Source organism: Saccharothrix sp. ALI-22-I (assembly GCF_001984175.1).
GTDB lineage: Bacteria > Actinomycetota > Actinomycetes > Mycobacteriales > Pseudonocardiaceae > Actinosynnema.
The window spans coordinates 317368-342654 of the sequence record NZ_MTQP01000063.1 but is presented as its reverse complement, the minus strand read 5'-3'; the positions used below and the strand labels follow the sequence as shown (position 1 = coordinate 342654).

General features: G+C 70.8%; 25 protein-coding genes, 1 tRNA gene and 2 pseudogenes. 14 read left to right on the top strand and 14 right to left on the bottom strand.

Features of this window, described 5'->3' with window-relative positions; translation table 11 throughout:
* Positions 1–256 precede the first annotated feature (256 nt).
* Together ALI22I_RS51170 and ALI22I_RS25015 are read right to left on the bottom strand one after the other, a co-directional pair.
* On the bottom strand, positions 257–394 hold the full coding sequence (locus tag ALI22I_RS51170) for a hypothetical protein (protein WP_179118350.1): 138 nt from the start codon (positions 392–394) through the stop codon (positions 257–259).
* A 195-nt stretch (positions 395–589) separates the two neighbouring features.
* Positions 590–663: transfer RNA gene (locus ALI22I_RS25015), tRNA-Arg, on the bottom strand.
* A 390-nt stretch (positions 664–1053) separates the two neighbouring features.
* Between ALI22I_RS25015 and ALI22I_RS51165 the strand changes: the two genes are divergently transcribed.
* The 4 genes and pseudogenes from ALI22I_RS51165 to ALI22I_RS54805 all read left to right on the top strand — a co-directional run bounded on the left by ALI22I_RS51165 (position 1054) and on the right by ALI22I_RS54805 (position 2439).
* Positions 1054–1194, top strand: a complete 141-nt coding sequence (locus ALI22I_RS51165) for a hypothetical protein (protein WP_179118349.1) — start codon at positions 1054–1056, stop codon at positions 1192–1194.
* A 151-nt stretch (positions 1195–1345) separates the two neighbouring features.
* Complete coding sequence (locus tag ALI22I_RS25010) at positions 1346–1807, top strand: SRPBCC family protein (RefSeq protein WP_077007949.1); 462 nt, start codon at positions 1346–1348, stop codon at positions 1805–1807.
* A gap of 291 nt (positions 1808–2098) precedes the next feature.
* Positions 2099–2266: pseudogene (locus ALI22I_RS55670) on the top strand (hypothetical protein); the annotation flags it as partial.
* 17 nt (positions 2267–2283) lie between these two features.
* A complete protein-coding gene (locus tag ALI22I_RS54805; RefSeq protein WP_083751992.1) occupies positions 2284–2439 on the top strand; it encodes a winged helix-turn-helix domain-containing protein in 156 nt (51 codons plus the stop codon).
* Positions 2440–2444: 5 nt separating this feature from the next.
* On the opposite strand, the gene ALI22I_RS24995 is transcribed toward ALI22I_RS54805, so the two are convergent.
* Positions 2445–2969 carry an AMIN-like domain-containing (lipo)protein gene (locus tag ALI22I_RS24995; protein WP_077007995.1) on the bottom strand — a complete coding sequence of 175 codons (525 nt, stop codon included), beginning with the start codon at positions 2967–2969 and terminating at the stop codon, positions 2445–2447.
* A 5-nt stretch (positions 2970–2974) separates the two neighbouring features.
* On the bottom strand, positions 2975–3586 hold the full coding sequence (locus tag ALI22I_RS51160) for a hypothetical protein (RefSeq protein WP_238598554.1): 612 nt from the start codon (positions 3584–3586) through the stop codon (positions 2975–2977).
* A gap of 598 nt (positions 3587–4184) precedes the next feature.
* Here ALI22I_RS51160 and ALI22I_RS24985 point away from each other — a divergent pair.
* A complete protein-coding gene (locus ALI22I_RS24985; protein ID WP_083751982.1) occupies positions 4185–4568 on the top strand; it encodes an STAS domain-containing protein in 384 nt (127 codons plus the stop codon).
* 324 nt (positions 4569–4892) lie between these two features.
* Here ALI22I_RS24985 and ALI22I_RS51155 read toward each other — a convergent pair whose 3' ends face one another.
* Both ALI22I_RS51155 and ALI22I_RS24975 read right to left on the bottom strand, forming a co-directional pair.
* Complete coding sequence (locus tag ALI22I_RS51155) at positions 4893–5132, bottom strand: DUF6343 family protein (RefSeq protein ID WP_179118346.1); 240 nt, start codon at positions 5130–5132, stop codon at positions 4893–4895.
* Positions 5129–5470, bottom strand: a complete 342-nt coding sequence (locus tag ALI22I_RS24975) for a hypothetical protein (protein WP_077007945.1) — start codon at positions 5468–5470, stop codon at positions 5129–5131. Before ALI22I_RS24975 ends, ALI22I_RS51155 begins: the two co-directional genes overlap by 4 nt.
* A gap of 78 nt (positions 5471–5548) precedes the next feature.
* Between ALI22I_RS24975 and ALI22I_RS24970 the strand changes: the two genes are divergently transcribed.
* From ALI22I_RS24970 to ALI22I_RS24955, 4 genes are read left to right on the top strand one after another with little or no spacing between them, the layout of a single operon-like run.
* Positions 5549–7006, top strand: a complete 1458-nt coding sequence (locus ALI22I_RS24970; RefSeq protein ID WP_077007944.1) for an MFS transporter — start codon at positions 5549–5551, stop codon at positions 7004–7006.
* 35 nt (positions 7007–7041) lie between these two features.
* The gene (locus ALI22I_RS24965) at positions 7042–8127 is read left to right on the top strand and encodes a M20 family metallopeptidase (protein ID WP_077007943.1); all 1086 of its coding nucleotides are present in this window, start codon (positions 7042–7044) and stop codon (positions 8125–8127) included.
* A 29-nt stretch (positions 8128–8156) separates the two neighbouring features.
* Positions 8157–8573 (top strand): metalloregulator ArsR/SmtB family transcription factor, encoded by a 417-nt coding sequence (locus ALI22I_RS24960; protein WP_077007942.1) that lies wholly within the window; start codon positions 8157–8159, stop codon positions 8571–8573.
* A complete protein-coding gene (locus ALI22I_RS24955; protein ID WP_077007941.1) occupies positions 8524–9024 on the top strand; it encodes an SRPBCC family protein in 501 nt (166 codons plus the stop codon). Before ALI22I_RS24960 ends, ALI22I_RS24955 begins: the two co-directional genes overlap by 50 nt.
* An 87-nt stretch (positions 9025–9111) precedes the next feature.
* Here the strand turns inward: ALI22I_RS24955 and ALI22I_RS24950 are convergent, their stop codons facing one another.
* Positions 9112–10374, bottom strand: coding sequence for an IS110 family transposase (locus tag ALI22I_RS24950; RefSeq protein ID WP_077007940.1), 1263 nt, complete (start codon positions 10372–10374; stop codon positions 9112–9114).
* A gap of 710 nt (positions 10375–11084) precedes the next feature.
* On the opposite strand from ALI22I_RS24950, the gene ALI22I_RS24945 reads away from it, so the two are divergent.
* On the top strand, positions 11085–11486 hold the full coding sequence (locus ALI22I_RS24945; RefSeq protein WP_077007939.1) for an STAS domain-containing protein: 402 nt from the start codon (positions 11085–11087) through the stop codon (positions 11484–11486).
* Positions 11487–11492: 6 nt separating this feature from the next.
* Here ALI22I_RS24945 and ALI22I_RS24940 read toward each other — a convergent pair whose 3' ends face one another.
* Positions 11493–12200, bottom strand: coding sequence for a hypothetical protein (locus ALI22I_RS24940; protein ID WP_077007938.1), 708 nt, complete (start codon positions 12198–12200; stop codon positions 11493–11495).
* A 111-nt stretch (positions 12201–12311) separates the two neighbouring features.
* Between ALI22I_RS24940 and ALI22I_RS24935 the strand changes: the two genes are divergently transcribed.
* The 3 genes and pseudogenes from ALI22I_RS24935 to ALI22I_RS54790 all read left to right on the top strand — a co-directional run bounded on the left by ALI22I_RS24935 (position 12312) and on the right by ALI22I_RS54790 (position 13633).
* Positions 12312–12704: a GNAT family N-acetyltransferase gene (locus ALI22I_RS24935; protein WP_077007937.1), complete on the top strand. Its 393-nt coding sequence runs from the start codon at positions 12312–12314 to the stop codon at positions 12702–12704.
* 78 nt (positions 12705–12782) lie between these two features.
* A pseudogene (locus tag ALI22I_RS54800) lies at positions 12783–13202 on the top strand (catalase); the annotation flags it as partial.
* A 233-nt stretch (positions 13203–13435) separates the two neighbouring features.
* Positions 13436–13633: a hypothetical protein gene (locus tag ALI22I_RS54790; RefSeq protein ID WP_274522998.1), complete on the top strand. Its 198-nt coding sequence runs from the start codon at positions 13436–13438 to the stop codon at positions 13631–13633.
* Positions 13634–13667: 34 nt separating this feature from the next.
* Here the strand turns inward: ALI22I_RS54790 and ALI22I_RS24920 are convergent, their stop codons facing one another.
* Together ALI22I_RS24920 and ALI22I_RS24915 are read right to left on the bottom strand one after the other, a co-directional pair.
* Positions 13668–15032, bottom strand: a complete 1365-nt coding sequence (locus ALI22I_RS24920) for a HAMP domain-containing sensor histidine kinase (RefSeq protein ID WP_143532414.1) — start codon at positions 15030–15032, stop codon at positions 13668–13670.
* A complete protein-coding gene (locus tag ALI22I_RS24915; protein ID WP_077007934.1) occupies positions 15032–15709 on the bottom strand; it encodes a response regulator transcription factor in 678 nt (225 codons plus the stop codon). Before ALI22I_RS24915 ends, ALI22I_RS24920 begins: the two co-directional genes overlap by 1 nt.
* A 210-nt stretch (positions 15710–15919) precedes the next feature.
* Here ALI22I_RS24915 and ALI22I_RS24910 point away from each other — a divergent pair, with 210 nt between their 5' ends.
* Positions 15920–16102 (top strand): hypothetical protein, encoded by a 183-nt coding sequence (locus ALI22I_RS24910; protein WP_077007933.1) that lies wholly within the window; start codon positions 15920–15922, stop codon positions 16100–16102.
* A gap of 40 nt (positions 16103–16142) precedes the next feature.
* Here ALI22I_RS24910 and ALI22I_RS24905 read toward each other — a convergent pair whose 3' ends face one another.
* The 4 genes from ALI22I_RS24905 to ALI22I_RS24890 all read right to left on the bottom strand — a co-directional run bounded on the left by ALI22I_RS24905 (position 16143) and on the right by ALI22I_RS24890 (position 25287).
* Complete coding sequence (locus ALI22I_RS24905) at positions 16143–18389, bottom strand: PQQ-dependent sugar dehydrogenase (protein ID WP_238598553.1); 2247 nt, start codon at positions 18387–18389, stop codon at positions 16143–16145.
* 226 nt (positions 18390–18615) lie between these two features.
* Positions 18616–19494: a bile acid:sodium symporter family protein gene (locus tag ALI22I_RS24900; RefSeq protein WP_077007993.1), complete on the bottom strand. Its 879-nt coding sequence runs from the start codon at positions 19492–19494 to the stop codon at positions 18616–18618.
* A gap of 361 nt (positions 19495–19855) precedes the next feature.
* Positions 19856–20854 (bottom strand): class I SAM-dependent methyltransferase, encoded by a 999-nt coding sequence (locus ALI22I_RS24895; protein ID WP_077007932.1) that lies wholly within the window; start codon positions 20852–20854, stop codon positions 19856–19858.
* A 2-nt stretch (positions 20855–20856) separates the two neighbouring features.
* On the bottom strand, positions 20857–25287 hold the full coding sequence (locus ALI22I_RS24890; protein ID WP_077007931.1) for a non-ribosomal peptide synthetase: 4431 nt from the start codon (positions 25285–25287) through the stop codon (positions 20857–20859).

Here is a 25287-nt window from a genome sequence, read left to right as displayed (position 1 = left end):
AGTCCTTGGCGAACTCCTCGTCGCTCAGCAGGTTCTTGATGAAAGAGGTCAGCTTCTCGTAGGCATCGACGGCCATTTGTTGCTCCTCGGTTTCGGTGGGGCCCGTTCCTCGTTGGGCGTGTTACCAGGTTGCGCGGCTGGCCATGTCCGAGCGTCGGGGAGACCCCCGTCACGATGGGGGACCGCTAGGGGGAAGTCGGTGATCGAGGTCGCGTGCGTCGAGGGGGCGCCGAAAAACCCGTGCGTGCCCGGACGGTCACGCTTGGTCAGCGAGGATCTCGCGGAGCGCGGCGAGCAGCTCGGCCCGGGAGGCGGCGCCGAGTTTGGTCCCCGCCAAGGACTTCCAGGACACGCCCGAACAGGCGCACAACGTCCTGATGCGCGCAGAGCGCACTGACAGTTCCTCTGAGGCCACGTTCGGAGACCCACCCGGGAGTCGAACCCGGAATAGACGGCTTTGCAGGCCGCCCCACGACCGTCGTGACGTGGGTCGGGCGCCCCCTCGACGGGGGCGTTGCTGGTCTGGAACCACCGACCGCGGTCCACCGGGTCGGTCCCGGCGAGCCGCGGTGGTACTCGGCTCCAGCGGTGCCTCCACCAGGACTCGAACCTGGGACCTCGCCGTTCGTAGCGGCGCGCTCTGTCCTGCTGAGCTATGGGGGCGTGTGGTGGTGCGGGGAATTCTGCCGAGGGTGTCGTGAAATGACGTCCGCGGCGTGCGAATTGCTTTTCGGGGTGCACGAAAAGAGAAAGCCGCCCTGGTCGGTTTCCCCGACGGGCGGCTCCCTTGACCGGACCTTCAGCAGGTCACGGCGGGGAGCCCGGGCTACGGGAACAGCATCGACGCGTGTTCGTCATGTCCGCTCCTCCGGCTCGGTGTGTCTCCATGATGCCAATAGGCATCACGACCGTCAAACTATTTCCGACACCTTTCGAATCCGGTGGCAGGCGTCCCGCCTGGCGCAGGGCGTTGGCGGAGCGGTTGCTGCCGTTGGTGCGCGAGACGTTGGTGATCACGAGGCCGCCGGACTGCTTCCCGCGTGCTCGCCCGCCGTGGTCGTCGAGGCGCTGCCCGACCTGGAGCACGCGGTGACCAACTGGGGAGCGCTGGGGCGCCGTCATCCGGCGGTGGTGCTCGACTTCGTCACCGCCGAACTGTCTGCCACCGCGCCGGTGCGGTCGCGGAGCCGTTGAATCGGTGCCGCGACCGCCGCCGACAGTAGGTTGAGGCGGGCGGTCGAGGACTACCGCGATCGGCTGGACACGGTCATAGGCTTGTGACCGAAGATCACACCCACCCCTGTGGAGGATTGTCGGGCTGCTCGAGCGGGTGGAACCATGCCCCATGGCTCTGTTACCGAAGTACTCGGTCTATCACTCCGCGGTCCTCGACGCCGGTCCTGACGAAGTCTGGGACGAGGTGCGGGACATGATGGTGTTGCTCGACATCGTGTTCGGCGACGGCGTCAAGAACGCGCACTGGACCAACGGCGGCTCGGCCCGCAAGATCCCGTCGCTGTTCGAATTCACCCTGCTGCCGAACCACGACCTGGCCCAGGAGGAAGTGGTGGGCCGCTCGGAAACGGACCGCTCCCTGACCTACCGGTCGGTGGCACAGGTGCTTTTCATCGTCGACTACCTGGCCACCTACCGCGTCCGACCGGTGACGAACGAACCCGGCCGCAGCTTCATCGACTGGCGCCGCGAGTTCCGCGTGGTCCCGGACGCCCCGGACGGGTTCCTGGACGACCTCGAAGCCCTCTTCGCGCAAGAGATAGCCGCGGTGAAGGCCCATTTCACAGGCTGACGGGCAACGGGTCAGAGGGCGTTCGCCGCGCGATGGCGGTACGGCACGATCAACGCGGCGACGATCGCCGGCACGCAGATACCACCGGGAATCGCCGCCCTCCGTGCGTGACTGTGGACCGAGGCGCGCGGAGTGTCCGCACCTGTCCGCCGACGGTCAACGCGGAGCACGGAAGCGCGTCGCAGTGGCTGTGACCAGCGGTGTTCCGATGGAATCCGGTAGCGCGGCCGGGCGTCGGTCCGACTGTGGAGACGGACGGCCACGCGGGCGATCGCGGTCGACGGCAGGACATTGCGGGGTTCCCGTACCGGCGACACCGCTGCCCGGCACGCGATGGCCGCCTGCGACCAGGTCACCGGTGTGGTGCCGGCCGGCACCGACGTCGACGGAAAGACGAATGAGATCACCCGGTTTCAGCCGCTGCTAGAGCAGATCAGCGACCTGCGCAACACCATCATCACCGCCGACGCCCTGCACTGCCGGCGCGAGCACACCGGCTACCTCGCCGAACGTGGGAGGCGCCGTCCCGCACTCTCGACACGCACATCGCCGCGCTGCGCCGCGAGCTCGGCGACGCCCTGCGGATCGAGACCATTCGCGGTGTGGGCCACCGCGTGGCAGCCCACACCTGACCTGCTCACCAGGAGTGCGCGACGTCGATCACCAGTCGGTTGGGCAGGGTGAACACGCGGAACGGCAGCCGTGCCCGCACGCCGAGTCCGACCGTCGTCTGCCCCTCGAACGACCCGGCCCACGCGACCTGCCGGAACGTCTGGTAGCCGGTCACGTTCACCAGCTCGTCGCGGTTGGCGAAGGTGTAGGTCGGGTTGCCCCACTGGTCGTACGCGGGCGAGATCGCGATGATCCGCAACTTCGCCCCGCCCCGGAGCGGCACGAGTCTGCCCGAACCGTCCTCGTACACCTGGTCTGCGTACTGCACGTGGTAGCCGTCGCTGTTGCCGCGGAAGTCGAACACCAGCCGGTCGTAGCAGTCGTGCCGGCCGGCACGCAGACCGGTCATCTCCCCGGTCACGGTGGGCGTCGCCGACTTGGTCAGCGATCCCCACGTGATGCCGCAGTACGGTGCCGCCGTGGCGGTCGCGGGCACGACCAGGACCATCGCGACCAGTGCCGCCACCACCAGGATTGCTTTGCGTAGCATCTCCGTCATCCCTTCCTGAACGAGCCGAGCACCCCGGCCCTGCAAAAGGTGACGTGCATCACGCGGAGAGGTTGCCTGCCGATGCCGGTCGAGGTGTGATGCTCCGCAGCCTGCTCGTGCCGCTGGGCGCCGCCCTGGGTGCGCCGCCGGCGTTCGCCGTCGTGCAGAGCGAGAGCCAGGAAGCCTACCTCGACCGGCTGGGCGACGCGAGCCAGCTCGGTGGCGAGGCGGGCCAGGCGCTGCGCCGCGAGCAGTCCGCGACCGCTCAGCCCTGAAGCTCGGACGAGTTCCGACCGGTAGGCGTCGACGGCCGCAGTCGCCAAGGCGGCGTCGACGGAGAGTTGCATGCGGGCGTCGGCCAGGTGTCGCACCGGGTTCTTCGCCTGCCTGACCACAGTGGACAGGTGCTCGACGACCTCTGCGGACTCCTCCCGGAACGCCCGCAGCACCACGGCGGCGTAGTTTGAGCAGTTCTCCTTGGATTCTGCGGTAGCCCAGCCGGGGTCTTCTCGTGCCATCCGTCCGATCAACGCCACGACGGTGTCGTCGACCGGCGGGTACCCGGTCCAGTCCGGTTCGGGTAGGCCCACTTCCTCGCGACCAGGCGTCGGTGCCATCGCAGGATGCTGCTGCCCGGTGTCGCCAACCGGCGTCCACGCAGCAGGTGGGGAGTCGCCGCACCAGTGCGGCGAGCACCGCGCGGTCGGCCCAGCCCAGCCGCGGGGGTTTGGTGTAGACGGCGGTGATGTCGTCGCTTTGTGGGTGGGCGTGGCCTGCGTAGCGGCGGGCGATGGAGGGGCCGTAGTGGCGTTCGACCCAGGTGAGGGTGGTGTGGCGTGGCCGGTGGGTGGAGGTGTTGCGGGCGGTGACCAGGGGGTCGGTCGTAGAGGCGTCCGCGATGAGCGCAGCCGCTCGCGCGTGCTGCTCGGGTGTCGACGCGACGTCGGAGCGGGTTTGGACGGCGGTGTCACGGTCGCCGAGGATGCCGGTGGGATCACGTCGTGTTCACCCCCCGCGTTGCCTCCTGGTGAACCGCGTTGCCGACAAATGAAATCCGCCACATCCGCACACGCCGATCTGGTCTTTCGCCCATATGGGCCAGTAGTGTCTGGTCTCAACAGGGCAATGCGAAACACCCATACGGACGCAAGTCGGAGTGTGACGACGGACCTGAAATCGTCCCCTGTGGCGTCCCTCACGACTTTAGGGGAGTGAGTGAGAAACATTCAGCTTGCGGGCGCACCGCAACCGTGCGCCGTCGAGACGCGATCGGTGGACGGTGTCGCCGTGACGCGCGTGACCGGCGAAGTGGACATCGGCACCTGCGATCTCGTCCGCACGGAACTGATCAACCAGCTCACGGAAAGACCGGCCGGCCTGATCGCGGACCTGTCCGACGTCACATTCGTCGGCTCGATCGGCATCGCCATGCTGGTGACCGTGAGCGGCGAGGCCAAGCAGGAAGATCTCAACTTCACCGTCGCCGCCGACTGCCGCCCCGTGCTGCGGCTGTTGCACGTCGCGGGCGCTGTCGGGTTCCTCGCGCTGTTCCCGACACTGCCCGAGGCGCTGGCCGCTGTCCGCCCGGCCCCCGCGTAGCTGAGACATCAACGCTCGCTGCTTGCGCGCGTCGGCACTGTGGCTCTGATGTGGACGTAGCGGGTGGCGACTTCGAGCACAAAAAACACGGAGACCCTTTGAGCGTGACCGCGCAGTCGACGTGGAAGAAGTCGCAGGACAACATGGCGGCGGCCTGAGTGTGCAGGAATCGAACGTGCACACATTGGCGCAGTCCCTGGTCGATCTACTCATGGCCGCCTGACCTGTCCTGGGGCGTTGGCAGGCGCTGCTGGAGCGCAACATCTGCCGCCACCACGACGTGCCAGCCCCACGCCCGGCCCTCACCCGCTGAAGACCCCCTGCTCAGCCGGGGTCGCCACGCCGTTTGCGGTGCACGACCCAGCCGAAGTCGACGACCAGAGCGACCACGATCACGGCCAGCAGCACCGCCAACCACGTCAACCCCGCCCGCACGCACAGCACCGCCGCCACGCCGTTGAAGACGATGCCGAACCCGGCCAGCCACAACCGCAGGGTCAACGCGCTGCGTGGCGGTGCGCGTGGTGGCAGATCGTCGTCGTCCGGGTAGCCGGGCGCGGTCACGTCCGCCACTCCTCCTGCCAGCCGTGGTGCGTGTCGTAGGCGGCGGCGACGAGTTCGAGCACGGACCGGTCGGACGTGCGTTCGATCTCGTCACGCAGCCACCGCGCCTTCTCCTCGAACGGCACGGCCCCCCGACCTTCCTGCGCATGCGCCGTGCCGGGCACGAGCACCAGCCGCTCGCCGTCGTCGGACCGCAGGATGTGCAGTCGCCCCCGGCGCTCGGCCTCGTCCAGGAACGGCAGCTCCTCCCGCGCCAGCCGCTCCTCGTCCTCGGCCAGCCGGTCCAGGACGAACCGGCGCAGGTCCTCATCCGACAGTCGGTTCGGCTCCACGTCCATGGCCAAGGGGTATCCACTCCGGCCCCGACCACACGCCGCTGTTGCGCCGGAGCACGCCCGTCGGGGTAGGAAGGGGCGATGGTCGAAGCACATCAGCCGTCCCCCGGACGGTGGAAGGCGCTCACGGTCACGCTCGTCGCCGGGTTCATGAGCCTGCTCGACGTCAGCATCGTGGCCGTCGCCCTGCCGTCCATCCAGCACGGCCTCGGCACCACGCCGGCCGGTGCGCAGTGGGTGGTGTCGGGTTACGCGCTGGCGTTCGGCCTGACCCTGGTACCCGCCGGACGGCTCGGTGACGCGATCGGGCGACGCACCATGTTCCTGTGCGCTTTGGGCGGGTTTGTGCTGTTCAGCGCCCTGGCCGGGCTTGCGCCGACCGCCGAGGTGCTGATCGTCGCACGGCTCGCTCAGGGCATCTCGGCGGGTGCGCTGGCGCCGCAGAACTCGGCGCTGATCCAACAGCTGTTCCGAGGCCCGGAACGCGGCCGGGCGTTCGGGTTCTTCGGCTCCACCGTCGGCCTCTCCACCGCCATCGGACCGGTGATCGGCGGCGTGATCCTGGCCGTGGCCGGCGAGGACGACGGCTGGCGGTGGATCTTCTACGTCAACGTGCCCATCGGCCTGGTCGCGCTGGTGCTGGCGGCCCGCCTGCTGCCCCGTGCCCGCGGCGGGCCGCGTGAACACGTCGATCTCGTCGGTGCGGCACTGCTCGGCGCGGGCGTGCTGGCGGTGATGCTGCCGCTGGTGCTGGCCGAGGCGGACGGGTTGGCGGAGCTGTGGTGGCTGTTCGGGCTCGGCGCGGCGCTGCTGGTGCTGTTCGTGCGGTGGGAACGGCAGGTCGCCGCGCGCGGCCGGAGCCCGATGCTGAACATCGCCCTGTTCACCGGCACGCCCGGCTACGGCAGCGGCGCGTTGCTCGGGATGGTGTACTTCGTCGGTTTCAGCGGCATCTGGCTGGTGTTCGCGCTGTACTTCCAGACCGGGCTCGGTTATTCGCCGCTGGAGTCGGGTCTGGCCGTGACGCCGTTCGCGGTCGGGTCGGCGGCGTCCGCGGTGGTCGGCGGACGGCTGGTCGAGCGGTGGGGGCGCAAGCTGACCGTCACCGGGTTGAGCCTGGTGGTGGCCGGTCTCGGGGTGACCGCGGTGGTGCTGAGGCTGACCCCGCAGCACGTGGCGGGGTGGGCGGTGGCGCCCGCGTTGCTGGTGGCGGGCATCGGCGGCGGGTGGGTGGTCTCGCCGAACACCACGCTGACGTTGCGGCACGTGCCGGTGTCGATGGCGGGCGCGGCCGGTGGCGCGTTGCAGACCGGGCAGCGGATCGGCGCGGCGATCGGCACGGCCGCGTTGACCGGCGTGTTCTACACCGTGCTGGCCGCCTCCGAACGCGATTTCCCGGTGGCGGTGTCGGTCGCCATCGGCGGTGCGGCGGTGGCCGTGGCGATAGCCCTGGCGGTGGCCATCGTGGAGTTGCGCGCCCGACCGCGCTCTCCGTCCTCTGTGGACGGTACCGGTCACGCGATCCCGGACGTCACCTGACTCCGCAGCGCCGGACGACCGGGCACGATGGCGTGATGGACCTGCTGCCCCTGACCGAGCAGCTGCTCGGCATCCGCTCGACCGCCGACCGACCCGACGATCTGCGCCGGGCGTTGGACTTCGTGCTCGACGTCGTCGGCCCCGGCTTCACCGTGGAGCGGTTCGACGCGGGGGACAAGCCGAGCGCGCTCGTCTACCCGGGCGAACGCCGCCCGCACTTCCGGGTGATCTTCAACGCCCATCTGGACGTGGTGCCGGGCGTGGACGAGCAGTTCCGGCCGCGTCGGGACGGCGACCGGCTCATCGCCCGCGGCGCGCAGGACATGAAGCTGTCCGCGCTGGTGCTGGCGTCGGTCTTCCGCGACACGGCCGCCCGGTTGCCTTACCCGATCGGGCTGCAACTGGTCACCGACGAGGAGGTCGGCGGGCGCAACGGCACCCTGCACCAGCTGGAGCAGGGCGTGACCGGGTCGTTCGTGGTGATCGGCGAGCACAGCGCGCTGCGGGTCGTGGCCGAGTCGAAAGGACTGATCAACGCACGGCTGCACGCGGTCGGGCGGGCCGGGCACAGCGCGTACCAGTGGCTGGGCGACAACGCGTTGCTGAAGGTGATGCGGGCGGTGGACGGGGTGCTCACCGCCTACCCGGTGGCGACGCGGGAGGAGTGGCGGACCACGGTGAACCTCGCCCGCATCACGTCGGGCAACCAGGCACTCAACCAGGTGCCTGCCGACGCCACCGCGTGGCTGGACGTCCGGTTCCCACCGGGGGACACCGACTTCACCGGCCGCACGCGGGAGGAGATCGCCGACCACTTCACCGCCCTGTGCCCGCCGGGTGTCACGGCCGCGGTCGACCACGTGGAGCCGCCGCACCGGGCCGATCCCGACGGCGCCGACCTGCTGGCGTTGCAGCGCGCCGCCCGTGCCGAGGGGTACTCCGGCGACCTGCTGCGCAAGCACGGCGCGGCCGACTCGCGGTTCTACTTCCAACGCGGCATCGACGCGGTCATCTTCGGTGTCGGCGGGGACGGACAACACGGGCCGGACGAGTACGCCGACCTGACCACGGTCGAGCCCTACCGACGGGCGCTGACCGCGTTCCTGGAGTCCCTTGCCTAACGCGTAACTAGGCGGTTACGCTTTCGGGTGTGGACGAGGTGGCGGGCGCGATCGCCGACCCCGTGCGGCGGGAGATCCTGGAGATGCTGCGTGACACCGCGCGGCTGTCGGCCGGGCAGATCGCCGAGCGGTTCCCGATCAGCCGGCCCGCGGTGAGCAGGCACCTACGCGTGCTGCGGGAGAGCGGGCTGGTCCGCGACGAGGTGGTAGGTAGGCAGCGGTTCTACGTGCTCGACGCCTCCCGGCTAACGCCGCTGGTCAGCTGGCTCGCCGAATTCAACCGCGATGCCGCCGCCGACCGGCGCTCCGGCTGGGAGCACCGCCTCGACGCCCTGGAAACCGAGGTCTACCGCACCCGGCGAGAACGCCGCACCGGTCAACCCGAGGAGAATCTGAATGACCCCGATCCCCACCGGCCGGCTGTTCCGCACCGACAGCGGCAGTGACCTGGTGCTCACCCGGACGTTCCGCGCGCTCGCCGACGACGTGTGGGCCAGCCTGACCGAGCCGGACCGCACCGCCCGCTGGTTCGGTCCGTGGGAGGGCGAGGGCCGGCCGGGGCGCACGGTGAAGGTGCGGATGGTGTTCGAGGAGCAGGAGCCGTGGGTGGAGGTGCGCATCGAAGCGTGCGACCCGCCCCACCGGCTGGTGCTGTCCATGGTGGACGAGGCGGGCACGTGGCGGATGGAGTTACTGCTGTCCGAAGTGGACGGTGTCACCGAGCTGCGCCTGATCCACCACCTGGCCACCGAGCAGGGCATCGGCGAAGTCGGTCCCGGCTGGGAGTACTACCTGGACATGCTGACCGCCTCCCGCACCGGCAACCCCCTACCCGCCTTCGATGACTACTACCCGTCACAAAAACCTCACTTCGAGTCCCTCGCCACCATCCCCTGACCCCCACGTTGGTCTAGTCCGAAAATCGCCGTGACCGGGCAGCCAGGGATCGCCCGGCGAAGCCGGGTTGGCGGTGGTGCGTGGTGGTCAGGCTGCCGGGGTGAGGGTGACGGTGTAGCCGAGGGCTTCAAGTTGGCGGATGTGGTTGCGTTTCCTGCGGTCGTCGCCGACGCGCTTGTCGTGGAAGTCGGGGCCGAGGTCGAGGTAGCGGGTGTCGGGGTCGGACAGCAGGTGCCAGATGATGATCAGGATGGAGCGGCCGATGGCGACCAGGGCTTTCTTCTTGCCGCGGCGTTTGGCGAGGCGTCGGTAGCGTTCGCCGAGGAAGGTGTCGGTGCGGGCGGCGCCGACGGCGGCCTCGCCGAGGATGCGGGCCAGGTAGCGGTTGCCGTGTCCGGTGCCGGCGTTGCCCTTCTTTTTGCCGGCGGATTCCTTGACCCCGGGGGCGAACCGTGCCCATGAGACCAGGTGCCCGGCGGTGGGGAACCGGCCCATGTCCAGTCCGATCTCGGCGAGGACCACCGCGGCGGCGGTCGGGCCGATGCCCGGGATCTCATCCAGCCGGGCGGTGGCCCGGGCGAAAGGGAGCACCATCTCCTCGACCTTGGCCTCCAGGGCAGCGATGTCGGCGTCGATCGCGTCGACGCGGGCCGGCATCCGCTCCAGCAGGAACGCGTGGTGGTCGGTGAAGCGCCCGGTGAACGCCTCCTCCAGCGGGCCGAGCCTGGCGCGCATCCGGCTGCGGGCCAGTTGCGCCAACCGCTTGGGGTCGCGTTCGCCGGCGATCAGGGCGGCCATCATGTCCCGCCCGGAGACCCCGAAGATGTCCGAGGCGACCACCGACAGCTTGATGCAGGCGTCTTCGAGCAGCTTCTCCACCCGGTTCTTCTCCGCGGTGCGTTCGTTGACCAGGTCGATGCGGTAGCGGGTGACATCCCGCAACCGCCGGATCTCGGGTGGCGGCACGAAGCTGGGGCGCAGCATCTGCCGTTCGGCGACCTTGCACAACCACACCGCGTCCAGCCGGTCGGTCTTCGGGCGGCCGGGCAGGTGCTTGACGTCGCGGGCGTTGACCAGCCAGGTCTCAAACCCGCCCGCCTCCAGCAGGTAGAAGATCGGCTTCCAGTAGTCCGACGTGGCCTCCATCACCACGCGGGTCACGCCCAGGTCGTGGAGGTGATCGGCCATCGCCAACAGCGACCGCGTCATCGTCGAGTACGGACGCACCTCCTGAAGACGCCTGCGGCCCGCACCGGGTACCCGGACGCAGCACATCAGCTCGGCTTTGCCGACGTCCAACGCCGCGATCCGTTCGATGATCTCCTCGTTGTCCCGCGCTTCCGCCAGCACCTGACACCTCCTTCAACCGACTCCGAAGGCGGTCGTCCGCAGGAGCTGCACGGGAGAAAGCGGAATCTGGTCCGCGTGCTCGAAGCGACACTGAAGGGCCCGTGACGCAGCTCCCGGCACCCGGCTAGACGACGGCCTCCAACGACCATAGGAGCTACGGCGTCGGCGGACGACCACCCCGATTTTCACCCCGGAACGGGCCTCCCACCAGGAGAAATGTGGCTAGACGAGTAATGCTTAGGTCGAGGCGGTAGCCGAAGACGGACGAAGGGTGTTCAAGATCAGTTTGTGACGACCGACCTGGACCTCTTTGGTCGCAGCCGCGTTCTGCCCGGCGCGTGCGACCCGGGCGATTACGCCGCCGGGTAGCCGGTAGATCGCGTTCTCTCCGAGCCTGATCACCTCAGCGCCGGTCGCGTCCACACCGACGGTGGTGGTGGCCGGTCGCGTTGTTCGCCCAGCTGACCGCCACGGCAGGCTGACGGGCGTGGGCGTCGGGCGTGACGGTGGTTCCGCCGGCTGCTTTTTAACCCGCGAGACCACCGGGGGCAGGTGTGACCCCGCCCTGTCCCAGGGAGTGCCGGCGGGGTCGGACGGCAGCCGGGCATGGCCTTGAACTGCGGGTTTATCCGCGGGCAGGTACGGTCGTAGTAGCAGCGGGTTGAGCCGGCAGCCACTGCCTTCTTCGACCCTCCGAGGAGGCTGCGGGCGTGAAAACCGAGCGGTTCGACTACCCGTTCCGGGTGGAGCGGCAGGTGCACGGCTACGCCGTCGTCGTGTGTGTCGCCGGCGAGGTGGACGCGCTGACCGTTCGCGAGTTCAGGCAGGAGATCGCGATCGGGCTGGCCCTCGCCACCCCGCCCGCACCGGTCGTGGTGGACCTGACCCGGGTCGAGTTCTTCGCCGCCGCCGGCCTGAACGAACTGCACCGCGGCTACCTGGCAGCCAAGGCGGCAGGCGTGTCGCTGCGCGTGGTCGCCCGGCACCGGCACGTGTTGAGACCGTTCGAGATCAGCGGCCTGGACCACGAACTCCAGCCGTGCGCGACGCTGACGGAGGCACTGCTCGTGCGCACACCGAAGGGTGTCCGGAGATTCGCCGTCCCGTCGTGACACCCGCTAACCCAGCGTGCTGACGTGGGCCAGTGCACCCAGCGCGGGTACGCTGGCCAAGGTCAACAGCACCGAACGGCGGCTCGGCCTCGGCCCGTCCAACGCCAACCGCACCCCGTCGGGCACGAACGCCACGCATAAGCCGACGGCCGCGACGACCGACGTGACCTCCGTGCCCTTCAGCACGCCCAACGGCAGCAGACACATCGCCGCCAGGCCGACCGCCCGCACCGGGCCGAGCACACCGCTGCGGTACGCGGCGAACGCCAGCACGAGCCAGCCGGACAGGATGGCGAACGACAGGAAGCTGAACAGGTGCAAGTCCTGGTACGACCGTCCGACGAGGTCTGTCGCGAACTCCGCGCCGTGCCGCCGCACCAGACCGTGCGCCGCCTGGTCGATCCCGGCGTGGAACGTCCGTTCGAACAGTCCGACCAGCACTAACGCCGCGCCCCAGGTCGCCAGGACCGGCCGGATCCGCCCGATCCGGTGAGCCACCGCCACCACCGCGGGCGCGAGCAGCACGTTCCCGGCGACGAACGCCGTGTGCGCCGTGGTCATCAGCGCCGGGTGCTCCGCGACGGCCGCTAACTGCTGCGGGAAGAAGTAGTGGAACGGCCACCGCAGCAGCGTCCCGACGAGCAGCAGCACCGGGCCGAGTACCATCGCGGTCGCGCCGACCCAGCGGCCGGGGAACGTGTAGTCGCTTTTCATGCCAACAACTTCCCACCCGAAGCCGCTGTCCCGCATCGGTCCACGGTCCGAAGTGGATGATCAGACCACGGTCCGATGCCCTCGGCACACCCGCCTCCGTAGGCTGCCGTCATGATCAGCTACGAGTGGCGCGGCCGGTTCGGGAACCCCGAGGTCAACGCATTGCACGCGGAAGGCTTCGGCCACCGGCCGCTGGAGGACGACTGGTGGGGCCAGGTCAACCGGCACAGCCTGGGCTGGGTGACCGCCCGCCAGGACGACGCCCTGGTCGGGTTCGTCAACGTGGCCTGGGACGGCGCGATCCACGCCTTCATCCTCGACACCCTCGTCACCGAAGCGGTGCGGAGGCAGGGCGTCGGGCACGAACTCGTCGCGACCGCCGTGGAGGGCGCGCGGGCCGCCGGGTGCGAGTGGCTGCACGTCGACTTCGACGACCACCTCAAGCCGTTCTACTTCGACAGCTGCGGCTTCCAGCCCACGAACGGGGGACTCATCGCGCTTTAGATCCGCCTGAAGTCACCGTGTGTAGGTCGCCGTGACACGGGTCGTCGCGGCGTGAGGACTGCCGACGAGGAGGAGCACGTGGATCCGATCAAGCCCGCCCAAGTCGTCAAGGACGCCTTGGAGAAGGCCGTCGAGAAGGTCGCCGACCTGGTCACGCCGCCAGTCCCGGGTACGCCGGGCAGCGTGCCGCCGCCGGTGGATCCGCCGAACGAGTCGCAGGGCCCGCTGCCGCGCAAGCCCGACCAGGCATCCCCGGCGACGCGGACCGCCACCGGCGCGGAAACCGGTGCGGCGGCGGACACCCGTGAACAGCAGGCCGAATACCTCACCACGGCACAGGGCGCGCGCCTGTACGACACCGACCACTCGCTCAAGGCCGGTGAACGCGGCCCGACGCTGCTCCAGGACCACCACCTGCGCGAGAAGATCACCCACTTCGACCACGAGCGCATCCCGGAACGGGTGGTGCACGCCCGCGGCGCGGCGGCACACGGCGTGCACGAGCTGCGCAAGACGATCAACGCGGCCGGTCTCACTCCGATGCTCGTCGCCGCACGCGGCGGGCAGTTGGAGGACGGGCTGGTGGCGCAGCGGACGTTCCTCACCGCCCGCTCGGTCGAGTTCGACGCGCTGCTGCTGGCCGCCGCGCCGCCGCCCGGCCCGGACGCGCTGCCCAGCCGTGACGCCTAGGCGGGGCACCGTCCTCCGCCGTCGACCCGCGCGTGGTGCTGATGGTCCAGGAGTGCTACCGGCACGCCAAGGTGATCGGCGCGTGGGGCGGCGGACAGGCCGCGCTGCTCGATGCCGGATGCGCGGCCGACGACCTCGGCGTGGTCGTCGGCGACACCCCCGCGGGCGTGTTCGAGGAGGTCCTGGGACTGCTCGGGACCCACCGAGTCTGGGACAGGTTTCCCGTGAGCGTCGCGTGACGGAGACCGTGAAGCCCGCCGCGTGAGGTGGGCTTCACGCTGTCGTCTCCGGGATCTCCACCACGAACCGGGCACCGCCGCCCGGCCGTCCCTCGACCCACGCCGCGCCCCGGTGCCGCTGCACGTGCTGCGCCACCAACGCCAAGCCCAGGCCGCTGCCGGTGTCCGCGCCACGACTGCCCGCCCGCGCACCCCGGTCGAACCGGTCGAAGATGCGGTCGCGCAGGTCCGCGGGCACGCCCGGCCCGGCGTCGTCCACCTCCAGCCGCGCCAACCCGTCCCCTGCCAACCCCTTTCGGCTGAGCACCGCCACCCGCACCGCGCCGCCCGCGTGGCGTTCGGCGTTGTCCAGCAGGTTGCTCACCACCCGGTCCAGCCGACGCCGGTCACCCAGCACCTGCGGTGACGCCGTCACCTCCACCGGCACCGACGGCCCCGGCCTGGCCGAGACCACGTTGCGCACCAACGCGGCCAGGTCGATCGGCTCCGGCGGCGCGTCGTCCACCTGCTGGTCGCGGGAGATCTCCAGCAGGTCCACCACCATCCGCGCGAACCGGTCGACCTCGGAGGTCAGCAGGTCCAACGCCTTGCCCGCCGTGCCCGGCACCTCGGCCCGCCTGCGGTGCAGCACCTCGGCGGCGTTGACCATCGTCGTCAACGGCGACCGCAGCTCGTGGCTCACGTCGCCGGCGAACCTCGCGTCCTTCAACACCCGCCGTTGCAGCGCCGCCGCGGTCGCGTTGAACGTCGTCGCCAGGTGTGCCAGGTCCGGGTCGGTCTGCTCGGGCAGCCGGGCCCGCAGGTCCCCGCCCGCGATCCGGGACGCCGCCCTGGTCAGCTCGCTCAACGGCCGCAACGCCCGGCGGCCCGCCCACGACCCGAGCCCCAAGCCCAGCAGCCCGCTGCACAGCACACCCATCACCAGCGCCGCGTTGAGGAACCCGAACGTCCGCTCCAACTGCACCAGCGGCACGAGTTCGACGTAAACGCCCTGAGCCGACGGGATCGGCAACGTCACCACCAGCACCGACACGCCGCCGACCACCAGCCGTCCCCGGGACGGCGCGCCGCCCACGTCGAGCACCGGACGCGGCAGCGCGTCCACGTCCACTTCACGCCCGCTGGTCAGCACCTCTCCCGGTCGCAGCAGCAGGATGGTCGAGTCGGGGCCCGTGGTGAGACCGGTCAGCAGCTCGTCGAGCCCGTTCGAGCCGCTGTGCAGCGACTCGTCCACCAGCCGCGCGTTGACCTCGGCCTGCCGCACCGCGCTCTGCTCCCGCTGCCGCAGCATGTACCCGGTCGTCAGGTTCCACACCACCAGCGCCAACGCACTGGTCAGCAGCAGCGAGCCGAACCCCAACGCCACCGCCACCCGCCAGCGCAGCGAGAACCGCGCCATCACCGGTCCATCCGGTAACCGGAGCCGCGGACGGTGACGATCAGCGTCGGGTCGTCGGGGTCGCGCTCGACCTTGCGGCGCAGGCGGCGGATGTGGACGTCGAGCAGGCGGGTGTCGCCGAAGTAGTCGTAGCCCCAGACGCGTCGCAGGAGTTGTTCGCGGGTGACGATCCGGCCGGCCGCGGCGGCGAGTTCGACCAGCAGCCGAAATTCGGTGCTGGTCAGGTGCACCTGGACGCCGTCGCGGTGCACGGTGCCGACATCCGGGCGGATGTCGAGGTCGCCGCGGCGCAGGACTTCGTCGTCGCGGCCGGTGCCGGTGCGTCTGAGCAGCGCCCGGATGCGTGCGGCCAACACGCTGGCCACCAACGGTTTGGTGACGTAGTCGTCCGCGCCCGCCTCCAACCCGGCGATCACGTCGGCGGCGTCGGTGCGTGCGGTCACGATGATGATGGGCAGGTCGCCGCCCGCTCTCAGGGTGCGGCACACCTCCAGCCCGTCGACCCCGGGCAGCATCAGATCCAGCAGCACCACGTCGAACCCGTCGGCGGACAGCAGCTCCAGCGCCGCCTCACCGGACACGGCGTCGGTGACTGCGAAACCCTCGTCACCGAGGGCCAAGCCGAGTGCCTGCCTGATGTGTTCGTCGTCCTCGACCAGCAGAACAGAGAAATCCATGACACCGCAGATCCTCCCAACCGGCCGGCACCCCACCCGGAACCGGGTCCGCGATACGAGCTGATCGCAAGGTGATCGCAAGGTTCACCGGGGTCGAAATGGATCATCACAGGGGTGCGGCGGCACCAGAATCGCAGTGGTGCACGATCAGGTGCCGACCGTGGGACGCGGCCGGCGCCCGTCCGACGCCCCCTGCCGAGAAAGCCGATAGTGACCGCCATTCCCGGTGACAGCGACACGTCCACCCTCGTGCTGATCTGCGACCACTGCGGTCGCACCTACCCGGAGGCGAGCCCCGAGTGGGCCCGGCTGTGGCGGGCCGCCACCGCCGCCGGGTGGGGAGGCCGGGGCAGACCCGTGGGGCCGCACCGGTGCCCGGTGTGCGCCGGCTGACCGGCCGCGGACACCGCCCGCGGCCGGCGCGGCAGGCCGATCACCAGGCTATGTACGTGGAGTAGTTCGCCTGGTACGTCGTCGGGTTCGCCGGCGCGACGATGTTGTGCGTCCGCGCGCCGCCGTCCGACCAGCTCCAGTACCACATCCGCAGGCGCTGCGGACTGGTCTGCGGGGTCGGTGCGCTGATCGAGTTGGTCGACCCGACGATCACCGTGCGGGTGAACGGCGTGGTGGACTCCGTGCCGCCGACGCCGAGCCGCAGCCCGCTCGGGCTGGACGTGAAGGTCAGGTCCACCGTGCGCGGGTCCAGCCGCACCTTGGTGCGCGCCGCGCGCCCGGACGAGTCCGTGGCGGTCAGCGTCAGCTCCAGGTGCGACGGGTAGTCGTGGTCGGGCGCGACGAACGAACCCGACGCCACGCCCGGGAAGTCCTGCACCACGTGCTCGTGGCACGAGCCGCCGGTCACGCAGTGCTGCACGCTCAACCGCCAGCTCAGCGCGGACGCGGGCAGCACGCCGTCCTGCGGGTCGGTGGCACGCCCGGCGAACGACACCTGCTGGCCGACCGCCCAGCGCAGCGCCGCGGTCGGGTTGTCGATCACCGGCACCGGGTCCTGCGGGATCGGTGTGCCGACCGTGACGGTGATCGAGGTGGTCCCGGACGCGCCCGACTGGTCGACCACCCGCAGGCCGACCTCGACGAACGCCTGCTCGGTGTAGGTGCGGGTCGGGGTGGCGGAGGTCGAGTCGTCGTACGCGCCGTCGCCGTCGAGGTCCCACCCGTAGGTCAGCGTGTCGCCCGCGTCCGGGTCGGTCGAGTTGGTGCCGTTGAACTGCACGGTCAGCGGCACGGGGCCGGACGACGGGGTGGCCCTGGCGACGGCGGTCGGCGCGCGGTTGGAGCCGTCGGGGTAGCCGACCCGGCGCAGCTGGCCCGCGCCCAGCGCGATGTAGAACAGGTCGCCGCCGGGGCCGGTGGTCACCTGCACCGGGATGTTCACGCCGGTCACGAACGGCACCAGTTTGGCCGGGTCCGGCTGGCCGGCGGTCGTCCGCATCGCCCAGATGCAGCCGCGCGAGCTGTCGGCGAAGAACAGCGCGCCGTCGTACTCGGCCGGGTAGTTGCTGTCCGACTCGAACGCGATGCCGGAGATCGACGACCCGCCGGTGGCGCACGGGTCGCCCGGCACGACCTTCGCCGAGTGGTTGTACGCGTAGTACGGCGCGGTCTGGCCGCCGCCGGCGTACAGCGACTCGCACAACGCGAGGTCGGCGCCGTCGTAACCGCCCTGCCGGGCCGCGCCCTCGTAGCAGGGCCAGCCGAAGTTCTCCGCCGTCGCGTCGTTCACGTCGGCAATCCGGTTGATCTCCTCCCAGGTGCTCCAGCCGACGTCGCCGGCCCACAGCTCCTCGGTGCCGGGCCGGAACGCGAACCGGAACTCGTTGCGCATGCCGTAGGCGATGACGCGCCGGGCGTTGGCGTCGGCGCGGCCCGCGAACGGGTTGCCGGGCATGCCGGCTCCGGTGTCCGGGTGCACGCGCACGATCGTGCCGTCGAGGGAGACCGGCTCGCCTGCGGGACGGCGGATCGACTGGGACCGCAGGGCGCCGCCGCGTGCGCTGGGCGGGGTGAGGTTCGTGCCGGCGGGGGAGGGCGGGTCCGCGCACGGGTTGCCGACCTGGCCGTAGTCGGCGAACGCGAAGCTCGCGCCGTCACCGCCGCCCAGGTAGAGCGCGCCGTCCGGGCCGAACGCGATGGTGCCGATGGAGTGACTCGGGTACTGCTGGCACCAGTCGGTGATCAACGGCTGCTCGGCGGTGGCCGTGCCGCCCGGCCCCATGGTCAGCTTGGAGACCCTGCCGGTGACCACGCAGCCCTGATCGGTCGCGCCGGGCGGGGTCGGGCAGGCGTCTCCCCAACGCGGCGCGGAACCGCCGGGCACGGCGTCGTAGGTGTAGACGGCGTAGACGTACGGCCGGGTGGGGAACTGCGGGTCCACGGCCAGGCCGAGCAGTCCGCGGTCCCAGAAGTCCTGCGTCTGCGGGCGCAGGTCGGCGAACACGGTGGCCGTGGTGTCGGCGAGCGAGTCGAAGACCTTGATCAGGCCGCTCTTCTCGGCGATGAACACACGGCCGTCCGGCGCGAAGGAGACGGCGGTGGGGGTGGTGAGGCCGCCGATGGCGAGGGTGTCGGTGAACCCGGCCGGCACGGCGGCCGTGGCGGTCGGCGGGAGCGCCACCGTGGTGGCCGCGAGCACGACGGCTGCGGCGGATACGGCGGTCACACGTCTCGAATGGGGCAGAAGTTGTGCGCGGCGGAGTAATCGCATGGTCCGTTTTGTTCCCTTCGTGACACTTTCGTGTAAGCACGGAAGGGTTACATGCAGGTTTCCGAAACGCACAGCTTTGTCGGGGGTGTGCCGAGCTGCCGCCCGGTCTCATCCGAGCGGACTAGCGCCAACCCCGAAAAATCGGCTTACGCCATGGGCTTTACGGGGGATGCGGGCTCGGTCAGCCCGTGACGGTGCCCTGCTCGGCCTTCGTCCGGGTCAGCAGGTACCCGGCCGCGGCGGCGAGCGGGAACATCACCACCCCGTAGACGGCGGCGGGCACGGCCAGCTGCTCACTGCCCAGCACGGTGACCGCGACGGTGATGGCCAGCGTGCTGTTGTGGATGCCGACCTCGAACGCCGACGCCACCGCCTGCCGCTTGCCGACCTTCGCCAGCCGGGGCAGCAGGTAGCCGGCGGTCAGGCTGCACGCGCAGAACAGCACCGTGGCCAACCCGATGTCGGCCAGGTAGCCACTGATGTTCTCCAGCTCGGCGATGATCGCGCCCGTGATCACGGCCACCAGCACCACCGCCGAGAAGATCCGCACCGGCCGGTCCGCGCGGTCGGCGAAGGCGGCGGACCAGCGGCGCACCAGCATGCCCAGCACCACCGGCACCAGCACGATCGCGAACACCTGGGCGACCTTGCCGAACTCCAGCCCCACCGCGCCCGCGGCCGCCGGCTCGAAGTAGTCCATCGCGAAGTTGACCACCAGCGGCAGGGTGGCCACGGCGAGCACCGAGTTCACCGCGGTCAGCGTGATGTTCAGCGCGACGTCACCGCGGAACAGGTGGCTGAACAAGTTCGCCGTGGTGCCGCCGGGCGACGCGGCGAGCAGCATCATGCCGACCGCCAGCACCGGGTTCAGCCCCAGCGCGAGGATCAACCCGAAGCACACCAGCGGCAGCAGGACCAGCTGGGTGGCCAACGCGACCGCCACCGCACGCGGCTCCCGCGCGATCCGGGCGAAGTCGCCGACCGTCAGCGACAGGCCGAGCCCGAACATGACCACGGCCAGTGCGACCGGGAGACCGACGCTCGTCAGTGCGGAATCCACCGCGATCACCTGCGTTTCTTCGTTGAACCGGGGATCGGCCGGAGCGCATCCTCCCCCAGAACCGGCCGGATCGGGAGGTTCGAGGCCAGTTCGATGGCATTCGGTGATCATCACTGGGCTGTCAGGTAACGCCTGACAACTCGGGAGCGCCCGATGACCTACGAGTTTCGGGGTGGCCGCGCTCGCCGCCGTGACCACGGTAGGGCGTTCCGAGCGTTGAATTCGCGTGTTCCGAACGTTGGACACGCGCATTCTGAAGGTTGGACACGCGCATTCCGAACGTTGGACACGCGCATTCTGAAGGTTGGACACGCGTGTTCTGAAGGTTGGACACGCGGGGTTGGGGGGTCGACTCTTGTGGTTAGGGTTTGTGGGCTGTCAGGAGGGATTGGCCGGGGGAGGTGGTCAGGGGGTGGGTGGTCGGTGCGGTGAAGCCGGCTTTGGTCAGCCAGGTGGTGATGGTGTCGGCGCCGTAGACCTGGCCGCCCTGGCCGTGGAACAGGTTGAGGCTGAAGACTCGGGCGAAGGCGTCGGACGCGCGGTCGGGGGAGTGCTCGTCGTGTTCGAGGAGGACCACTGCGCCGCCTGGTCGGAGGGCGGACGCCACGCGCTTCAGGAGTGTTTCGTTCGCGGCGGCTGGGCGGCCGTGGACGACGTTGAACAGCAGGATCGTGTCGTAGGACTCGCCTAGGTCGAGGGTGTCGTAGTCGCCGGGGAGCAGGTTGATCCGGTGGGACAGGCCCGCGTCGGTCACGGCCGCGGCACCTACGGCCAGGGCGTCGGGTAGGTCGATCACGGTCGCCTTTAGAGCGGGGTGTGCGGTGCACAGGCGGATGGCGTGCTTGGCGTGTCCGCCGCCGACGTCCAGCAATGTGGAACCCACCGGGACGATCGACGCTACTTCGGGGGCGATCGTGTCGGCGTGGCCGGACAGCATTCCTTGGAAACGGCGCAGCACGTCCGGCCGGTCGGCCAGCCACGCGTAGAAGTCGATCGCGGGCTTGCCGGTGCGCACCGACTCCTCCAGGCCCTCCCACGACTCGAACAGCACCACCGACCAGAACTTGTCCACCTCGGCGTAACCGCCACCGGCCAACCACTTCGTGGTCTGCTCGGTGTTGGCGTAACCGTCCGGCCCGCCGGTCAGGTACCCGAACGACACCAGCGCCTCGGCCAGCAGTCCGGTGCCGCGCGGGTCGGTGCCGAGGGCGTTCGCCAGGGAAGCGACAGGGCGCCGACCGTCGGCCAGCGCGTCGAACACGCCCAGCCGCAAGCCTGCCGCGACGGCCCGGTAGGCGGCGGTGGCGAGCAGGTCGTGGAACGACGGCGGCCCGTCGTCCGGTCCCGGGTGCAGTGGCATGGTCAGACCCTTTCCGGCAGCTTGCCCGCGGCGGCGAGGAAGTCCACGTGGCGGGCGATCATCTCGGCGTCCGCAGGCGGGAACGAAACCCCGCACGCCGCCGCAGCAGCCCACGTGGCCGAGCAGTCGAACACCGGGTGCGCCCGGTGGGTGGTGGTCAGGCCGAACGCCAGCGGGCCGAACGCGCTGTCCGGGCTCTCCAGCATCAACGACCGCCAGTCCGAGTACTCCACCAGGCGGGTCGGGTAGCCCTTGGCGGTGAGCACGTCGCCCAGGTCGGCGTAGCTGAACCCGTCGGCCCGGTAGTAGTGGAAGTCCCCGCCACGGGATTCGGCACCGTGCGGCTCCGGCCGCGTCGAGATGCCCGCGATGGCGGCGGCCAGCCGGTCCACCGGCAGCATGTCGATCACGTCCGACGTGCGCGGCACGACGCCCGCGTGCGCGCACGCCGTGATCTGCCTGCTCAAGTACGACTCGGTCTTCGCGGTGCCGGTGCGAACGTCGCCCATGATCGCGGCGATCCGGTGGATCGACACCGGCACGCCCCGGTCCCGTGCGTGCAGGGCCATCCTGTCGACCACCCACTTGGTGGTGAGGTAGCCGGTGTCCAGGCCGGTCGGGTCCTCGGGCCGGTCGGCCTCGGTGACCCGTTGCCGGTCGTAGTTCACGCCCAGGAACACGCCGAGCGTGGACATCAGGTGCAACGGCTTGGTCGCGTACCGGGTGGCCAGCCGCAGCACGTCCACCGTGCTGCCCACGTTCGGCGGCATCATCCACTGGTAGGTGAGCACGAAGTTCACCAACGCGCCGTTGTGGTAGATCGCGTCCATGCTCTCGGCCAACGCGGAGAAATCCTGCTCGGACAGTCCGAGCAGCGGCTGGGACATGTCACCGACCACCGGCACCACCCGGGCCAGCTGCTCCTCCGGCACGTCGAGGTGCGCGCGGCGCAGGTTGGCGCGGATGCGCGTACCGGCCGCCGCCGGCGTCTCGGCCCGGACCAGGCAGTGCACCTCGGCGCCCGTGCGGGACAGCAGTTCGCCGAGCAGGTGCGCGCCGAGGAACCCGGTCGCGCCGGTCAGCAGCACGCGTTCGGGCGGGCCGGTCCGCAACGGGTGCCGAGGCACGATGTCGTCCGGTGGGATCGCGTCCGCCCGCATCTCCGCCACGGACGGCAGACCGGCCTTGTACCGCTTGGCGAACGTGTGGTCCGACGCGGCGACCTGCTCCACCACCTCGGCCAGTTCGGCGAGGTCGGCGGTGGCGAACAGAGCACGCAACGGCACTGTCACACCCAGCAGCGCACGCACCTTGGCCAGCACGGTCGCGGCGATCAGCGAGTGGCCGCCCAGGCCGAAGAAGCTGTCCCGACGACCGACCAGCGGCGCGTCCAGCACCTCCGACCAGATCTCGGCCAGCGCCCGTTCCAAGGGTGTGCTCGGCGGCTCGTACGGCGTCAGCCGGGCCGTCGGGTCCGGCTCGGGCAACGCGGCGACGTCGACCTTGCCGTGCCGGGTGAGCGGCAGTTCGTCCAGCACCACGACCGCGCCGGGCAGCATCGCCTCCGGCAGCCGTCCGGCGCAGAACACCCGGAGCTCGTCCAACTCCGGCGCGGCGGCCTCGGCCCGCGCCACGACGTAGGCGACGAGAGTGTCGCCGCGCACCGCCACCGCCGCCTCGGCGATCGTCGGGTGGGCCAGCAGCGCCGCCCGCACCTCGCCGGGCTCGATCCGGTGGCCGCGCAGCTTGACCTGGTCGTCCACCCGGCCCAGGAACTCCAGTGTGCCGTCGGGCAGCAGCCGCACCAGGTCACCGGTGGCGTACATGCGGCCGCCCACGACGGTCGGGTCCGGCAGGTAGGCCGACGCGGTGCGCGCCGGGTCGCCCCGATAGCCGCGCGCGGGCGCGACACCGCCGATGTGCAGCTGGCCGGGCACGCCGACCGGCGCCGTCCTCAAGTGAGCGTCCAGCACGTACGCCCGAACACCGGGCAGCGGACGGCCGATGGGCAACGTGGTGGCGCGCGGATCGACCTCACCCGCGTCGATCGTGCGGTAGGCGGTGGCGCAGACCGTGGTCTCGGTCGGGCCGTAGTGGTTGACCAGCGCGACCTTCCCGCCGGTCAGCGCGGCCCACTCGGCGACCGTGGACGTCGGCACCGCTTCGCCGCCGATCATCATCACCGACAGCGGGCCGGGATCGACGACGAGGCCGTCCAGGTCCGCGACCCAGCGCTTGAACAGCGCGGCGGCGGAGTCGACCGCGGTGATGGCGTGGTCCGCGCACAGCTTGAGCAGCTCCGGGCCGCCGATCGCGGCCGGTTCCGGGTGCACGACCACCGCCGCGCCCGCGCACCACGCCGGGAACACGTCACCCACGGACGCGTCGAAGCTCAACGGCGGGATCATCAGGATGCGCTGTCCGGGTCCGAACCCGTGCAGGTCGATGAACGCGTCGGTCAGGTTGGCCAGCGTGTCGTGCTGCACCTGCACACCCTTGGGCACACCGGTCGAACCCGAGGTGTAGACGATGTACGCCAGACCGTCGGCCGGGACGATCACCGGCGGCGGCAGGTCGGCCTCGCCGGTGAACGCGTCATCCGTGGTGTCCAGCAACGTGCCGTGGAACTCGCCGAACCGGTCCCGGTTGCCCGGCGCGGTGATCACCACGGACGCGCCGCAGTCGGCCAGCAACCCGGCCAGCCGGGCGGGCGGGTGCGCCGGGTCGAGCGGCACGTACGCGCCGCCTGCCTTGAGCACGGCCAGCAGCGCCACCAGCGCGTCCGGCCCGGCCCGCAACGCCAGACCCACCGGGGTCTCCGGGCCGACACCCGACCCAACCAGCAGGTGCGCCACCCGGTTGGCCCGCCGGTCGAGCTGCGCGAACGTCAGCTCGGTCCCGTCGGCCAGGTCCAGCACGGCGGTCGTGTCGGGGTGCGCGGCGACGTGCTCGGCGATCCGGGCGAGCACCCGGGGACGGCGGATCGACAGCCCGGCGTCCAAGCCGTTCTGCGGTTCGCCGTTCAGCCGCGCGGCCGCCGATCGGTCGGCTGCACTCGTAGTGTCCACTTCGGACAGGCGGGCGGTCGGGTCCGCCACCAGCGCGGTCAGCACCGCCAGCAGGTGGTCGGCCAGCCGCGCCACGGAGTCCGGGTCGAACACGTCCATGCTGTAGTCGAGATTCGCGGGCCAGTCGCCGTCGGTCTCCCGCACGTGCAGGGTCAGGTCGAACCGGCTGGTCCCGCGGTCCACCGGCAGTTCCGCGGCGTCCATCCCGGCCCACGTGCCCGATCCGCCGCCCCGGTTGAGCACCAGCATCACCTGGAACAACGGGTGGTGCGCCAGGTCGCGGCGCGGGGCGACCCGCGCGGCGGCCTCGTCGAAGCTCACCTCGGCGTGGTCCAGGGCGTCGATCGCGGTCGACCGGGCCCGGCCGAGCAGATCGGCCACGGTCGGGTCACCGGACAGGTCCAGGCGCAGCGCGGTCGTGGTGACGAACATGCCGACCGAGCGCTCCAACTCGGGGAACGGCCGATGCGTGGTCGGCGAGCCGATCACCAGGTCGTCCACGCCCGACCGGCGCGCCAGCAGCACACCGAACACGGCCAGCAGACCGGCGAACGTGGTGCAGCCGTGCGCGCGGGTCACCTCGGCCAGTTTCCCGGCCAACGCGGCGGGCACGGTGAACCGGTGGCTGCCGCCCGCGGTCGTGCGGTTGCGGGTCCGCGGCCGGTCCAACGCCAGGTCCAGCACGTCCGGCGCGCCGGACAGCCGCTCGTGCCAGTGGTCCAGCTGCCGCTGCCGTTCGCCGTCGGCGAGCCGGTCGGCCTGCCAGTGCACGTAGTCGGGGAACTGCGCCCCGACCGGTTCCGGCGTCACGCCCGCGTAGACGTCGCCGACCTCGCGCGCCACCACACCCAGCGACAGGTCGTCGCACACGATGTGGTGCGCGCTGAACACCAGCGCCGTCCCACCGCCGACCCGCACCACCCGGACCCGCAACAACGGCGCCACGGCCAGGTCGAACGGCGTGTCCACCTCGGACACCACGAACTCGTTCAGCTCCTCCTCGCCGGCGACTTCGTGCACGGTCACGTCGGCGGGCACGTCATCGAGCACCTGCTGCTCGGGCACCCCGTCGGTCTCCACGATCCGGGTGCGCAGCGCCTCGTGCCGCCCCATCACGGTTCGCACGGCGGCACGCAACCGCGTCTCGTCGACCTCGCCCGCCACCCGCAGCGCGGCGAACATGACGTACGCGCCGGCGTCCAGGCCGAGCCGCCCGGTCAGCCACAGGCCGCGCTGGTTGCCCGACAGCGGCACGACCGCGCCCTCGGGCCGCCGGGGCACCGCCTGCCGGGGTGCGGCGGCCAGGCCGCGTTCGGCGAGCAGCTTCGCCAGCAGGCGTTCGCGGTGGTCGGACAGTTCGGTCAC

What these genes read in the sequence shown, in the direction of transcription:
- ALI22I_RS25010 (WP_077007949.1), top strand. Translation starts at nt 1,346, where the DNA reads ATGGCTCTGTTACCGAAGTACTCGGTCTATCACTCCGCGGTCCTCGAC.
- ALI22I_RS24995 (WP_077007995.1), bottom strand. Translation starts at nt 2,969, where the DNA reads ATGCTACGCAAAGCAATCCTGGTGGTGGCGGCACTGGTCGCGATGGTC.
- ALI22I_RS51160 (WP_238598554.1), bottom strand. Translation starts at nt 3,586, where the DNA reads ATGGCACCGACGCCTGGTCGCGAGGAAGTGGGCCTACCCGAACCGGAC.
- ALI22I_RS24975 (WP_077007945.1), bottom strand. Translation starts at nt 5,470, where the DNA reads ATGGACGTGGAGCCGAACCGACTGTCGGATGAGGACCTGCGCCGGTTC.
- ALI22I_RS24970 (WP_077007944.1), top strand. Translation starts at nt 5,549, where the DNA reads ATGGTCGAAGCACATCAGCCGTCCCCCGGACGGTGGAAGGCGCTCACG.
- ALI22I_RS24965 (WP_077007943.1), top strand. Translation starts at nt 7,042, where the DNA reads ATGGACCTGCTGCCCCTGACCGAGCAGCTGCTCGGCATCCGCTCGACC.
- ALI22I_RS24955 (WP_077007941.1), top strand. Translation starts at nt 8,524, where the DNA reads ATGACCCCGATCCCCACCGGCCGGCTGTTCCGCACCGACAGCGGCAGT.
- ALI22I_RS24940 (WP_077007938.1), bottom strand. Translation starts at nt 12,200, where the DNA reads ATGAAAAGCGACTACACGTTCCCCGGCCGCTGGGTCGGCGCGACCGCG.
- ALI22I_RS24935 (WP_077007937.1), top strand. Translation starts at nt 12,312, where the DNA reads ATGATCAGCTACGAGTGGCGCGGCCGGTTCGGGAACCCCGAGGTCAAC.
- ALI22I_RS54790 (WP_274522998.1), top strand. Translation starts at nt 13,436, where the DNA reads ATGGTCCAGGAGTGCTACCGGCACGCCAAGGTGATCGGCGCGTGGGGC.
- ALI22I_RS24920 (WP_143532414.1), bottom strand. Translation starts at nt 15,032, where the DNA reads ATGGCGCGGTTCTCGCTGCGCTGGCGGGTGGCGGTGGCGTTGGGGTTC.
- ALI22I_RS24915 (WP_077007934.1), bottom strand. Translation starts at nt 15,709, where the DNA reads ATGGATTTCTCTGTTCTGCTGGTCGAGGACGACGAACACATCAGGCAG.
- ALI22I_RS24895 (WP_077007932.1), bottom strand. Translation starts at nt 20,854, where the DNA reads ATGCCACTGCACCCGGGACCGGACGACGGGCCGCCGTCGTTCCACGAC.